The organism is Bacillus sp. CBEL-1 (assembly GCF_004348885.1).
Lineage (GTDB): Bacteria > Bacillota > Bacilli > Bacillales > Bacillaceae_H > Priestia > Priestia aryabhattai_A.
On record NZ_SBIM01000013.1, the window covers coordinates 441,989 to 457,880 of the forward strand.

A 15,892-nucleotide genomic window follows, 5' to 3' on the forward strand; every position below is an offset into this window, starting at 1 on the left:
ACGAGATTGTTGATATGTATATAAAAAGGGATAATATTCCTAATAAAAAGATACGGTAAAACATTTTTATGTTTCACCGTATTCTTTTATTGATATTTAATTTTTATAATATAATTGAGCATTTGAATGTTAATCCACGCTGGACAATAAATGTAATCGTAGCTATTGCTGACTGCCCTTCGCTGTTTGTCACGCGCACAACCGCTGAATCTCCCCCTACATAATTTAGATTTGGCGTGTAGGTAATGATTCCTGTACTAGCATCAATAAATAAAACGCCACTTCTCGGTTTATCAATTATTTCATAACTTAATTGAAAGTTTTGCGGATCTCTTGCTACAACCTGTGCTGTAATTGTTTCATTAATATTTAAGCGAAACGTTTGATCATTAATAATTGGAGGAGAGATTGGTAGTTCCACAACTTCAATTGTAGCTACGGCAGATGCTGCTGCTCCTGTATCATCGACTATAAACACCGAAAACTGATCTCTTCCTACAAAGCCTAAACGTGGCGTATATTGAAATCCGCCTTTTGCGTTCAAAACAACCGTGCCATTTGTAGGTGCTGTTCGAATCGTGTATGTCAACGGGCGACCTTGACTGTCCGTTGCCGTAAATATGCCGTTTACCTGGGTATTACTAAGCGTTTGTAACATAACATTATTTGGTGTGATGACATTATCAGAAGGTGTTACATTCACCGTAATTGTGACAAACGCTTGCTGTCCGGCGCTATTTCGAATCAAAATAGTAAACTGATCTCTTCCTACAAACCCTCTATTTGGAGTATATGCGTACGTGCCGTCGCTGTTTAGCACCACTTCCCCAGAAACAGGAGGAATAGCAATGGTGTATGTTAAAGGGCGACCTTGAGAATCACGTGCAGCAATAATCCCTTGTATAACCTGACCAGCAACAACCGTTACTTCTTGATCTTGAGCCTGAATTTCATTTATAGGATTCGTTATACTAATTGTGACAACCGTCGTTAAGAAATCACCTAAATCATTTGCAATGTTGACTACAAAACTATCTAGTCCAATAAACCCTGTGTTTGGAGTATAAATAAACGTGCCATCTGAGTTAAGAATAACGGTTCCGTTTGCAGGTGCAACTAGTGCTGTAAATGTTAAAGGTCGATTTAACGTGTCCGTAGCTATAACCTGACCGCTAATTGATTCACCTTGAAGACCGGTAACCGTCAGTGGTTCTACTATAATACTGTCTTGAATTTGCTCTACTACCACTCTAACAATTGCAATAGCTGAACTTCCTTGATCATTTTGGACAAGTACAGTAAAAGAATCAATTCCAAAAAATTGAGCATTTGGCCTGTAAATAAACGTGCCATTTGGGTTTACAGTGACAATTCCATTAACTGGTTCCGTATTTTGAGAAAAACGTAGCGGGCGATTTTCAGAGTCGGATGCAACAATCGCACCTTCAGCAATTTCATTTTGCAGTGTTTGAACAGCCATATCTTGAACCATGATGGTATTAAGGGGTCTGTCAACAATGACCGTAACCGTTGAAACAACTTCATCTCCCTGGTCGTTTACAATTAATACTTCAAAAGCATCCTGGCCACTGAACTCACTATTTGGTGTATATAAGAATGTACCATCTGAATTTACAACCGCTGTTCCATAGGTTGGAGACGAATTTAACAAGTAAGTTAACGGACGAGCTAAACGATCTGTTGCAATAATTTGCCCATCTACCGGTTGATTAATAAGTGTTCTTACGACTCGGTTTTGTGCTACTATTTGATTTAATAAAGCAGAAACTAGAATGGTAACTGTAGTTGTCGCCGTAAGCCCAATTTCATTTTGAACAAGAACACTAAATGAATCTGTGCCAGTAAAGTTTGCATTAGGGGTATAGATAAAAGTGCCGTCTTGATTTAGTATAACCTCACCATTTGATGCTCCACTGCCAAGGAGAGTATACGTAAGAAGCCTCCCTAACGGATCGCTTGCTATTATTGCTCCTGATACTATATCTCCTTCAATTAGCTGTACGGTTTGATCAGTGACAATTGGCTGCTGAGCTACCGGTCGCTGAATATATACCACAACAGTTGATATGCTACTGTTTCCTTCTGTATCTACAATAAGAACTGAAAAAACATCTGTTCCAAAGAAGTTTAGCTGCGGTACATATTCATATGTGCCATCTACATTAATCGTCACAGCTCCATTTTGTGGGTTTGTTTGAATCATATACATAAGTGGTAAGCCAGCTGTACTAACCGCCACCAACTGACCATTTATTGGAAAATTATAATCTCCTACTATTTCATAGTCCATGGTATCAATCTCGCTGGTTCCCACGATGACAATTATGACGCCTGTTCCTACTGCCTGAACACCGTTAACGTCCGTTACAATAATATCAAAAAAGTCTTCCCCAACAAATCCTGGTTCTGGCGTATAGGTGAACGTCCCGTCTTGATTAAGACTTACTGTTCCGTTAAGAGGGGCTAAGCCCAGCTGATAGTAAGCGATTAATCTATCTGGATCATCTACGATTATAGCTCCATCTACCGGTTCATTAATACTAGTTGTAACAGTCGTACCCAATACAGTAAAAGGTTGATTACTTCTTTGATTAATTGTTACAAAGACCGAACCAAAGCCTTGACCACCTTTTGCATCTTCAGCAATTATTGAAAAATTATCTTGACCAACATATCCTACGTTGGGAATGTAGGTGAAAATCCCATCACTATTAATGATTACCGTTCCGTTTAGCGGCTGAAGATTGGTTCGGAAAACAATTGAATCTCCATCTGGATCTGAAGCAAGTACTTGCCCGGTTGCTGAAGTTCCTTGTTCCGTTACAATAAATAAATCTGGAACAATAGGTGGAATGTTTGTGCTAAGAACATTAACTGTTGCAACTGAAATGGCCGCAGCTCCTGATGAATCTCGAAGTTCAACCGCAAATGAATCGACGCCTGTAAATCCTGGATTTGGTGTATACGTAAACGTGCTATCCACGTTAACAATCACTGTTCCATTAAACGCTGGGCCTACCAGTGAAAACGTAATTGGCTCTGCGTCTGGATCAACTCCTGGTATTTGCCCGCTTACTGATGTGTTTTCATTTGTATCAATCGTAAAGTCATTCGTTACTGGAGTACGATTTGCTCGTGCTATTGTGACGTTTATAATCGAAGTAGCCGTTAATCCGGTCGTATCCTCTACAATAACTCTGAAGCGATCTTCTCCAACGTAATCTAAGTTTGGTGTATAAATAAACGTACCGTCTCCGTTCACTGTAACAGTACCATTTTCAGGTAGTACTCCTATTCGATACGTAAGCAAATCACCATTGGGATCGGTACCTACCACTTGCCCAAGTACAGGTTGATTTTGAACAGTTGTAATAGAGTAGTTCGGCACGGCTGGTGGCTGCTCAACAGGTACCACAGTTATCATTATTTTCGTAATAACAAAGCTACCACCTGCATCTGTAATTCTTACAGCAAAAGTATCCATGCCAGAAAAATTTTCATTTGGCGTATACGTAAAGAAACCGTTATTATCAATTATTACTGCACCATTTACTGGTTGATTTTCAATGGTATAAACAAGTGGTAATCCTTCTGGATCGACAGCATTAATTTGAGATGAAACAGGTGTTTCTTCTAGGGTTGAAATAAACAGCTCATTTGGTGCAACAGGTGCATCGTCTACCGGTATTACAATAATTCTTATTATAGAAGTAGCTGTTCCACCTTGGTTATCACTTACAAGTACCGTAAATTCATCCACTCCGTTAAAGTTTACGTTTGCCGTGTACGTAAACGTGCCATCCTCGTTCACTTCTGCAACTCCATTTGCTGCTTGCGTTTGTAACGTATACGTCAATGGATCTCCGTCTACATCTGTTGCAAAAACGCGGCTTGTTAAAATCGTATCTTCTATCGTCGTAAATTCATAATTTGGCACCACTGGCGCATCGTTTTCTGGCGCTACCACCACTTGAATGTTCACGATGACAAAACCACCGCTTCCATCCGCTACCCGTAAGCTAAACGCGTCCGTTCCCGTAAAGTTAAGATTTGGGATGTACGTAAACGTACCGTCGGCATTCACCACAGCCGTTCCATTTATCGGTGCGTTTTCAATCGTAAAGGTTAGTGCGTCTCCATCGGGGTCTGTTGCATTAATAACACTTCCTACAGGCGTATCTTCAGAAGTCGTGATGGTAATCAGCGATGGCGCAATTGGCGCATCGTTCACAGGCGTCACGATTATCGTAATCGTGGATAACGCTGTGCCTCCTTGATCATCGCTCACTAGTACTGTAAATACATCTATTCCGTTAAAGTTTGCGTTTGGCGTATAGGTGAACGTGCCGTCTCCATTCACAACAGCGACTCCGTTTCCTGCTTGCGTTTGGAGCGCGTATGTCAGAACATCTCCGTCCACATCTGTTCCGATGACACGACTCGTTAAAACCGTATCTTCTGCTGTCGTGAATTCGTAGTTTGGCACCACTGGCGCATCGTTTTCTGGCACTACTCCTACTTGGATGCTGACGATGACAAAGCCGCCGCTCGCATCCGCTACTCGTACGCTAAACGCGTCCGTTCCCGTAAAATTCAGATTTGGCGTGTACGTAAACGTACCGTCGGCATTCACAACAGCCGTTCCATTTATCGGTGCGTTTTCAATGATAAAGGTTAGTGCGTCTTCATCTGGGTCTGTTGCATTAATAACACTTCCTACAGGCGTATCTTCTGCTGTGGTGATGATAATCAGCGATGGTGCAATCGGCGCATCGTTCACAGGCGTCACGGTTATCGTAATCGTGGATAACGCTGTGCCTCCTTGATTATCACTCACTAGTACTGTAAATACATCTATTCCATTAAAGTTCGCGTTTGGTGTATAGGTGAACGTGCCGTCTCCGTTTACAACAGCGACTCCATTTCCTGCTTGCGTTTGGAGCGCGTACGTCAGAACGTCTCCGTCTGCATCCGTTCCGATGACACGACTCGTTAAAACCGTATCTTCTGCTGTGGTGAATTCGTAATTTGGCACCACTGGCGCATCGTTTTCTGGCGCTACCACCACTTGAATGTTCACGATGACAAAACCGCCGCTCTCATCCGCTACTCGTACGCTAAACGAGTCCGTTCCCGTAAAGTTCAGATTTGGCGTGTACGTAAACGTATCGTCGGCATTCACAACAGCCGTTCCGTTGGTCGGTGCATTTTCAATGACAAAGGTTATTCCTTCTCCATCAGGGTCTGTTGCGTTAATAACACTTCCTACGGGCGTATCTTCAGCCGTTGTGATGATAATCAGCGATGGCGCAATCGGCGCATCGTTCACAGGTGTCACAGTTATGTTAACAGTGGATACTGCCGTAGCGCCTTGGGCATCGCTAACTAGAACGATGAACTGATCAACTCCATTAAAGTTCGCATTTGGGGTATATGAAAACGTGCCGTCCACGTTCACCACCGCAATGCCGCTTGTTGCTTGCGTTTGCAAACTATATGTTAATACGTCTCCATCTATATCGCTTCCAATAATCACATTGTTTAAAACCGTATCTTCGTTGATAGTAAAGCTATAGTTGGGTACAACCGGCGGGTCGTTCACCGGTATTACTGTGACCATAATTGTTGTAATAATAAACGCATCAGACGGATCACTAATTCGAACAGCAAAGGAGTCCATACCGTTATAATTCAGGTTCGGCGTATACGTAAACGTACCGTCTGTATTCACAACAGCCGTTCCGTTGGTCGGCGCACTTTCAATCGTAAAGGCCAGAACGTCTCCATCAGGGTCTGTTGCGTTAATAGTGCTTCCTACAAGCGTATCTTCCGCTGTCATAATTGTAATCAGCGATGGCGCAATTGGCGCATCGTTGACGGGTATCACAGTCACAGTGATGGTAGATACCACTGTTTCTCCTTGATTATCGCTCACTAACACCGTAAAGAAATCTGTACCGTTAAAGTTAGAATTCGGTGTATACGCAAACGTGCCGTCGGCATTCACAACAGCAACTCCATTTGCTGCTTGTGTTTGAAGTACGTACGTCAGCACGTCTCCGTCCACATCCGTTCCAATGACGCGGCTTGTTAAAATCGCTTCTTCATTTAACGTGAACTGATAGTTTGGTACTGTTGGAGCGTCATTTACTGGACTGACAGTAACCTGCACATTAACAATGACGAATGCTCCGCTTGGGTCTGCCACCCGTATAGTGAACGTATCCATTCCTGTAAAGTTAAGATTCGGTGTATACGTAAACGTACTATCAGCATTAATAACTGCAGTTCCGCTTGTTGGTGTACTTTCAATCGTAAAGGTCAACGCATCTCCATCTGGATCCGTAGCGTTAACAATATTTCCCACAGGCGTATCTTCCGCTGTCGTAATTGTAATTAGGAATGGAGCAACCGGCGCATCGTTGACGGGTGTCACTGTTACAGTGATGGTAGATACCACTGTTTCTCCTTGATTATCGCTCACTAACACCGTAAAGAAATCTGTACCGTTAAAGTTCGCGTTTGGGGTATACGTAAACGTACCATCGGCATTTACAACAGCGACTCCGTTTGCTGCTTGTATTTGGAGTACGTATGTCAGCACACCTCCGTCTACATCCGTTCCAATGACACGGCTTGTTAAAACCGTATCTTCATTCAACGTGAACTGATAGTTTGGTACAACTGGTGCATCATTTACTGGACTGACAGTGACCTGCACATTAACAATAGCGAATGCTCCGCTTGGGTCTGCCACTCGGATCGTAAACGTATCCGTTCCTGTAAAATTAAGGTTTGGGGTATACGTAAACGTGCCGTCAGCATTGGCTAATGCCGTGCCGTTTACCGGTGCACTTTCAACCGTAAAGGTCAGCGCATCTCCATCTGGATCCGTAGCGTTAATAACGCTTCCTACAAGCGTATCTTCAGCGGTCGTAATTGTAATCAGCGATGGCGCAATCGGCGCATCGTTGACGGGTGTCACTGTTACAGTGACAGTAGATATCGCTGTTCCTCCTTGATTATCACTGACTAACACCGTAAAGGCATCGATTCCGTTGAAGTTTACGTTTGGCGTATAGGTGAACGTACCGTCGGCATTCACAACAGCGACTCCGCTTCCTGCTTGTGTTTGGAGCGCATATGTCAGCACGTCTCCATCCACATCTGTTCCAATGACGCGGCTTGTTAAAATCGTATCTTCATTCAACATAAACTGATAGTTTGGCGCTATTGGAGCGTCGTTTACTGGACTGACAGTAACCTGCACATTAACAATGACAAATGCTCCGCTTGGATCTGCCACCCGTACCGTAAACGCGTCTGCTCCTGTAAAGTTAAGATTGGGGGTATACGTAAACGTGCCGTCTGCATTAATAACTGCAGTTCCGCTTATTGGTGCACTTTCGATTGTAAAGGTCAGCGCATCTCCATCTGGATCCGTGGCGTTAATGATACTTCCTACAGACATATCTTCAACCGTTGTAATTGTAATCAGCGATGGTGCAATCGGCGCATCGTTGACGGATGTTACTGTAACAGTAACGGTAGATATTGCTGTTCCTCCTTGATTATCACTGACTAACACCGTAAACACATCGATTCCGTTGAAGTTTACGTTTGGTGTATACGTAAATGTTCCATCCAAGTTTACTGCTGCCACTCCGTTTGTTGCTTGTGTTTGTAGAGCATACGTCAACGGATCTCCATCTATATCACTTCCAATAACTACGCTGTTCAATACCGTATCTTCATTAATTTCAAAACCATAATTAGGTACAATAGGTGAATCATTAACAGGAGTTACCGTCACCATAATAGTTGTAATGATAAATACACCAGATGGATCACTAATTCGAACAGTAAAAGAGTCCATGCCGTTATAATTTGCATTCGGCGTATACGTGAATGTTCCATCTGCGTTTACAACGGCAACTCCATTTACAGCCTGCGTTTGTAACGTATATGCCAATATGTCTCCGTCTGGGTCTGTAGCAATTACCTGCCCAGCCAAAATCGCATCTTCTGCAACAATAAAAGTTAATTCGTTTGGTCCTACAGGAGGATCATTCACTGGAGTTATCGTAACGGTTATAATGGATGTGGCTGTTCCTCCTTGACCATCATCAACAAGCACTGTAAAGCTGTCTAAACCATTGAAATTGAGACTTGGTATATACGTGTATACCCCTGTTGATTCAACAATGGCAGTTCCATTTGCTGGCTCAATAAGAAGTGAATAAACCAAGAGATTTCCATCCACGTCGGTTGCTATTACTTCTGAAGATACAGGTGTATCTTCAAGGGTTGTAAGCTGATAGTTTGGTACAACTGGTGCATCGTTCACTGAAGTTACCGTAATAATCTGAGAAGATGCTGCATTTCCTCCAAGATTATCTGTTACAAATACTGTGAATGAATCGTTCCCATTATAATTTTGGTCCGGCGTATACGTGTATGCACCTGTAGCAGAATTTAATATAACTGTTCCAAAAGTTGGAGGGTTTTGTACGGTATAAAAAAGAGGATTGCCTAACGTATTTGTTGCGTTAATTTGCCCTTGAACAGGAATATCTTCTGGAGTGGTTAATTGGCTGGCAAATGCAACAGTCGTACCGTTGGTTGCTAGTACGTCAACTGTAATAGTTGAGAGACCACTGGCACCTTGAGAATCCGTAACAAGCACTGTAAACACATCATCCCCAATAAAATCCAAATTAGGCGTATACGTAAATACTCCATCAACATTCAGCACCACTATACCGTTAGCTGGAATTTGATCTACCGTGTAAGCGAGCGAATCACCTTCAATATCTGAGGCAGGAACACTACTTATAACAGCAATATTTATAGTTGTTGTAACTGTTCGATTATTAACAATGGGGGGATCATTTACTGGTACAATTGTAACGAAAACACTTGAAACGGCTGTTCCTCCTTGGTTGTCTGAGACTAATACTGTAAACACATCGTTTCCGTTGTAATTCGCAGCTGGGATATACGTAAATGTACCGTTTAAGTTTACAAGTGCATTCCCATTTCTAGGTGCGTTTAATAAAGTAAACGTTAAGGCATCTCCGTCCGGGTCTGTACCTGGAATTTGGTTAAAAAGGAAAGTATCTTCTGCAATTGTAAAGACAAGGTTAGCTGTAACAGGCGGGTCATTAATCGCTTCTACATTTACTATAACTGTGGAAACCGCTGTGCCTCCTTGACCATCGCTCACCAATACCGTAAACGTATCCGTGCCGTTAAAATTGGGGTTCGGCGTATACGTAAACGTTCCGTCTGGATTTACTACTACTACTCCATTTCCTGCTTGCGTTTGAAGACTATATGTTAAAAAGTCTCCATCTACATCGTTTCCTACAATAACCCCAATCAATACGTCATCTTCTTCTGTTATAAAGGTGTAATTAGGTACCGTTGGCGCATCATTCACCGGTGCTATTGTAATAGTAATCGTTGATACCGCTGTGCCTCCTTGACCATCGCTTACCAATACCGTAAACGCATCCGTCCCGTTAAAATTGAGGTTTGGTGTATACGTAAACGTACCGTCTGCATTGACTACGGAAGCTCCGTTTATCGGACCATTTTGTAAACTAAACGTTAAGGCGTCTCCGTCTGCATCCGTCGCCGTTACTTGATTAGTCAACGCCGTATCTTCTGCGATTAAAAAGAAAAGATTTCCCGTCACCGGCGGATCATTGACCGGTAACACCGTGATTGTGACGGTTGATACTGCCGTACCTCCTTGACCATCGCTTACCAACACCGTAAACACATCCGTACCGTTAAAGTTTTCATTTGGCGTATACGCAAACGTCCCGTCCGCGTTAACCACTGTCACTCCATTTGCCCCTTGAGCTTGAAGACTATACGTAAGCACATCTCCATCAAGGTCGATAGCAACAACACTTCCAATTGCCACGTTATCTTCCTGAATCGTAAACGTATAGTCAGGGACCGTCGGTGCGTCATTCACAGGTGCTATTGCAATGTTAACCGTTGATACCGCCGTGCCTCCTTGACCGTCGCTTACTAACACCGTAAACGCGTCGGTTCCGTTAAAATTCAGGTTTGGTGTATACGTAAACGTACCGTCCACGTTCACCACCACGATTCCATTGACCGGGGCATTTTGTAAGCTAAACGTTAATGCATCTCCATCGGCATCCGTCGCTGTTACTTGATTTGTCAATACCGCATCTTCTGCGATTAAAAAGAAAAGATTTCCCGTCACTGGCGGGTCGTTCACCGCTAGTACGTTAACTGTGACGGTTGAGACTGCCGTCGCCCCTTGACCGTCGCTTACTAACACCGTAAACGCGTCGGTTCCGTTAAAATTCAGGTTTGGCGTATACGTAAACGTTCCGTCTGCGTTCACCACGGCTACTCCGTTTGCCCCTTGAGTTTGAAGACTATACGTAAGCACATCTCCATCAGGATCAACGGCAACAACGCTTCCAGTCGCTACGCTGTCTTCTTGAATGGTAAAGGTGTAATTAGGGACCGTTGGTGCGTCATTCACCGGCGCTATTGTAATGTTAATGGTTGAAACCGCCGTGCCTCCTTGACCATCGCTTACCAATACGGTAAACGCATCTGTTCCATTAAAATTGAGATTCGGCGTATACGTAAACGTTCCGTCTGCATTAACTACTGCTGCTCCGTTTATCGGACCATTTTGCAAGCTAAACGTTAATGCATCTCCATCGGCATCCGTTGCCGTTACTTGGTTCGTTAATATCGTATCTTCTTCAAGTAAAAAGAAAAGATTTCCCGTCACTGGTAGGTCGTTTACCGCTAGTACGTTAACTGTGACGGTTGAGACTGCCGTTGCTCCTTGACCGTCGCTTACCAACACCGTAAACGCGTCGGTTCCGTTAAAGTTCAGGTTTGGCGTATACGTAAACGTTCCGTCTGCGTTCACCACTGCCACTCCATTTGTGGCCTGTGTTTGGAGCGTATATGTTAAAGAATCTCCATCTACGTCGCTTCCTACAATGACTGCATTTATCTCACCGTCTTCTTGAATGGTAAAGGTATAATCAGGTACGGTTGGCGCATCGTTAACAGCTGTCACCGTAATCGTTACGGTTGAGACTGCCGTGCCTCCTTGACCGTCGCTTACCAATACCGTAAATGCATCTGTTCCGTTGAAATTGGAATTTGGCGTATACGTAAACGTTCCGTCCACGTTCACCACAGCAACTCCGTTCACAGGATTATTTTGTAAACCAAACGTTAAGAAGTCTCCATCTACGTCTGTTGCTGTTATTTGATTTGCTAGTACAGTATCCTCCCCAATTAAAAAGAAGAGATTCCCAGTCACTGGCGAATCGTTGACTGATAGTACATTAACCGTGACAGTTGAAGCTGCTGTACCTCCTTGACCATCGCTTACCAATACCGTAAACATATCCGTACCGTTAAAATTTTGGGTTGGTGTGTACGTAAATGCACCGTCTATGTTTACCACGGCTACTCCATTTGCTGCTTGCGTTTGAAGTGTATATGTTAACGGGTCTCCATCTACATCGTTTCCAACAATAACGCCACTTATTTCATTGTCTTCTGCAATTGTAAACGTGTAGTCAGGGACCGTTGGCGCATCATTAATAGCAGTAACCGTAATCGTTACGGTTGATACCGCTGTGCCTCCTTGACCATCACTTGCCAATACGGTAAACACGTCTGTTCCGTTAAAATTGAGATTCGGCGTATACGTAAACGTTCCGTCCGCGTTCACCACCACGACTCCATTGACCGGGGCATTTTGTAAGCTAAACGTTAATGCATCTCCATCGGCATCCGTCGCCGTTACTTGATTCGTCAATATCGTATCTTCTTCAAGTAAAAAGAACAAATTCCCCGTCACTGGCGGGTCATTGACCGGTAACACCGTAATTGTGACGGTTGAGACTGCCGTCGCTCCTTGACCGTCGCTTACCAACACGGTAAACACATCCGTGCCGTTAAAATTGAGATTCGGCGTATACGTAAACGTTCCGTCCGTATTGACTATTGCTACTCCGTTTGCCCCTTGAGTTTGAAGCGTATACGTAAGCACATCTCCGTCAGGATCAACAGCCACAACCCTTCCAATTGCGGCATTATCTTCCTGAATCGTAAACGTATAGTCAGGGACCGTTGGCGCGTCATTCACAGGTGATATTGTAATGTTGACCGTTGATACTGCCGTGCCCCCTTGACCGTCGCTTACCAATACGGTAAACACGTCTGTTCCATTAAAATTGAGATTCGGCGTATACGTAAACGTTCCGTTTGCATTCACCACCACGACTCCATTGACGGGGGTATTTTGTAAGCTAAACGTTAATGCATCTCCGTCTACATCCGTCGCCGTTACTTGGTTTGTTAACACCGTATCTTCTGCCATTAAAAAGAACAGATTTCCCGTCACCGGCGGGTCGTTGACTGGTAACACCGTGATTGTGACGGTTGATACTGCCGTCCCTCCTTGACCGTCGCTTACCAATACGGTAAACACGTCCGTTCCGTTAAAATTTGGATTAGGCGTATACGTAAATGTTCCATCTGCGTTCACTACTGCCGTACCGTTTGCCCCTTGAGTTTGAAGCGTATACGTAAGCACATCTCCATCAGAATCAACAGCAACAATCCTTCCAGTTGCTGCACTGTCTTCTTGAATAGTAAACGTGTAATCAGGTACGGTTGGTGCGTCATTAACAGGTACTATGGTAATATTGACTGTTGATACCGCTGTCCCTCCTTGACCGTCGCTTACCAATACGGTAAACACGTCTGTTCCGTTAAAATTTAAATTCGGTGTATACGTAAACGTGCCGTTTGCGTTCACCAATACGACTCCATTAACCGGGGCATTTTGCAAGCTAAACGTTAATGAGTCTCCGTCCGCATCTGTTGCCGTCACTTGATTCGTCAATACCGTATCTTCTTCAATTAAAAAGAACAAATTTCCCGTCACTGGTGGATCGTTCACGGCTAGTACGTTAACCGTGACGGTTGATAGTACTGTCGCCCCTTGAACATCGCTCACCAGTACTGAAAACGTGTCCGTCCCGTTAAAATTGGAGTTCGGTGTATACGTAAACGTGCCGTTTGCGTTCACCACTGCCACTCCATTTGAAGCCTGTGCTTGAAGCCTATACGTTAAGGAATCTCCGTCTACATCGTTTCCAACAATGACCCCACTTAACGCGCCATCTTCCGCAATGGTAAACGTATAATCAGGTACGGTTGGCGCATCGTTAACAGCTGCCACCGTAATCGTTACGGTTGAGACTGCTGTCCCTCCTTGACCATCGCTTACCAATACGGTAAACACGTCCGTTCCATTAAAGTTTTCCTTCGGCGTATACGTAAATGTTCCGTCCACGTTTACTACGACTACTCCATTTGTTGGTGGATTTTGCAGACTAAAGGTTAAAGCATCTCCATCAGGGTCTACAGCCGTCACTCGATTAGACAATAGGGTGTCTTCATTAATTGTAAATGAAAGATTCCCTGTTACTGGTGGGTCGTTCACTGCCAGTACGTTAATTGTAATTGTCGAAATAGCCGTGCCTCCCTGACCATCGCTCACTAATACCGTAAACACGTCTGTTCCGTTAAAATTGGGATTCGGTGTGTACGTAAACGTGCCGTTTGCGTTCACCACTGCGATTCCGTTTGAAGCCTGCGCTTGAAGCACGTAAGTTAGAGGGTTTCCATCTACGTCTGTCCCTACAACTGCACCTGTAATAGACGCGTCTTCTTGCGTGGTAAACGCATAGTCTGGAACGGTTGGCGGATCATTAACGGCTATAATTGCTATCGTTACGATTGAAACGGCTGTACCCCCTTGACCATCACTCACTACAACACTAAATTGGTCCGTTCCATTAAAATTGAGATTTGGCGTATATGTGTATGTGCCATCTGCCCTAAGATTTACAAAGCCGTTGGTTGGCGTGTTTTGTAATGTAAATGTTAATACATCACCATCGGGATCAGTAGCAACGATCCGACCATTTAAAGGCGTGTCTTCAAGTGTTTCCAGAGAATAGTTTTGCGTACTAGGTGCATCATTCACAGGCGTAATAATAAGGGTTACGGTTGAGGTTGCTGTGCCTCCCTGACCATCATTCACAATAACTGTAAACGTATCCGTTCCGTTAAAATTTAATCTGGGTGTATAAATAAATTGTCCGTTAGGATTAACTGAGACGCTGCCATTAGCAGGAACTGTACCAAGTTGATAAGTTAGCGGATTACCATCTACATCATTTCCTACTACTTGCCCAATTGCAGGTGTATCTTCAGGATTTGTAACAGTATAGTTTGGAACGGTTGGTGCTGTGTTAACTGCCGTTACGTTGTTTAATAAGGATGCAGCACCTCCAGTGACTGTATTACCCGGAGTGCTTTGAAACTGATAGTTTAAAAATACTTGATTAGACAGCTGGGAGATATTTGTTAAAGGTCCTGCTACCTGTACTCGGTAAGTGACGGTAATGGTTTGGTTAATCCCAATAGTTCCCAGAGAAATGCCGTTTTGAATATTCGCATTCGGCTGTTGGACACCGTTAATAGTTAAACTATTAGCTATAAATCTAGTTGCATTGGATAATGCATCAGTTGCGATTACTAAACTAGCATCCGCCGTTCCCGTATTTTGGGCACGCACCGTGTAGGTAATAATATCACCTGTTCGCGCAGATGATACATTTGCTGTTTTTTCAACACTAACAATCGGGGCATTGATATCAATTTGTACACCAAGAGAATTAATAACGTATGTTTCTCCTTGCGTAGTTCCACGTACCACGGCACTGGTTTGGTTGTTTTGGAGCCTCGATGATACATCAATATTTGTAATATCCCACCCTTGGCGAGCGCCTGAAATATTCGTTCCAACTGGATGATTGAGATTGCCAAACGTTCCCGATGTATCCAAGGTTCCAGCATCATTATTAATTTGTGAGGCAAAGAAGTTATTAATGGGATTATTTGGTCCAGATACGGCTTGAAGGGTAGCTGCTGTAGGGCCAAACTGAAGCTGATCTCCAGTTAAAATTGAATCTCCTTCAATTGTACTAATCAAAAGCCGTCCACTTACATTCCCAGTTACAGGTGTACCAAATCCCGATACAGTAGCCGTTGATGTTCCAGCGCTACTTGTCAATTCAGCTCCCACAAACACTGATAGATTACGAGAACGTTGCAAAGGATCTTCATAAACCACGGCCAACGTCCACCCTGCTGAATTGAGTGAGTTATCAGCATCAGATTGCGTACCAGGAACCCCAACAGCTGTATACGTGCCGGCTCCTGTTACTAAGTTGGTAACATTTGCACTGCGTACGTAAAATAAATTTGGAGAAGTGGTCAAGGTTGAGCTTGTTGCCGAATCAGGTGCAACAGTAAAATTTCCGTTTGGTGTTCGAAACGTAATTGAATTATTAATAAACGCGCTAACATTTTCACCCGTTACGCTATATGTTCCACCCCAGATAAGCTCCGCATATAAAATTCTTGTTGTAGTTGTAGGCAACCTTAAAACTGCACTTGACGAATTTTGCCTCCAATCTGCAGTTGTACCAAGCGAGTACGAACCATCAATTGAGTTTGGATTGGTACTAGAAAATGTTCCTATTGCATGAGCTGTTCCCGGGGCATTTGCATTATTTTGTTTACTGAGACCAAATGTATTGCCCGTAAATGTAATGGCCCCGTTCGCATTTCCTAAAAATCGATTAATATATGGCACAGTATTTCACCTCATCTTTTGCTATACATTTAATAAGATATAAAGAATTTTTCCAAAATGTTCCTGACAGTTTGAAAAATCAAGACATTTACCCAGCACACATTCTGTGAA

At 43.5% G+C, this 15,892-nt stretch carries 1 protein-coding gene; it reads right to left on the bottom strand.

The genetic code is table 11. The annotated features are described in order from the left end of the window. Positions 1-103 precede the first annotated feature (103 nt). On the bottom strand, positions 104-15,781 hold the full coding sequence (locus tag EPL02_RS12290) for a tandem-95 repeat protein (protein WP_131887870.1): 15,678 nt from the start codon (positions 15,779-15,781) through the stop codon (positions 104-106). Between the last annotated feature and the right edge of the window lie 111 nt (positions 15,782-15,892).